At 35.4% G+C, this 567-nt stretch carries 1 protein-coding gene; it reads right to left on the bottom strand.

The window, feature by feature from the left end:
• Positions 1-567 (bottom strand): DUF6708 domain-containing protein (locus H3S73_RS13545; protein ID WP_198248920.1); only part of this gene is annotated, 567 nt, incomplete at both ends.

The following is a 567-nucleotide window of genomic DNA, read 5'->3' as shown; positions in this document are numbered from 1 at the left end:
ATAAGCTAAAGTAATCTATCAGGGTATCGGTTTGTCGGTCGATCACTGCCGCAAAAATCTCCTGCTGAAAAAAGAAGCCGTGACGCGAAACCATTCCGTCAATTGATTGCCAGTCATAAACTTTTATAACGGGTTTATAAAGCTTTCTTATTTCCCTTAAGGGAAAATAATAAAGTCGTTTACTTAACATTGGCTCGTACACATAAACTTTGCCGGTTTTACGGTTAAAACGTACTGGGTAGTCGGCAGGCCAAATAATGACTTTTGCTAATTGCATTAGAAATAAAAATAATGCAAGTAAAGAAAAGATAATCACACCCAAAGAAAAGGCTACATCACTATATATAGAATAAGGATTAATATCGAGAAAAAGCTGTATTCCAGCATAAAAAGTGAAAATAAATCCCCCGCATCCAGTTAGTTTTGCAATCATCTCTAAAGTACGACCAAATTGGTCATCAGTGCGTCCTATTTCGATAAGCGTATTATTGCCAAAACGAAGATTGGTTAAGTCATCGTCTTTATCTACTGGTTTAAATTTTGCTAAGTCTTTAGGATAATGTTTAT

Origin of the sequence: Gilliamella sp. B14384G12, from assembly GCF_016101825.1 — a bacterium.
Taxonomy (GTDB): domain Bacteria; phylum Pseudomonadota; class Gammaproteobacteria; order Enterobacterales; family Orbaceae; genus Gilliamella; species Gilliamella apicola_N.
This window is presented reverse-complemented; position numbering and strand designations above follow the sequence as displayed.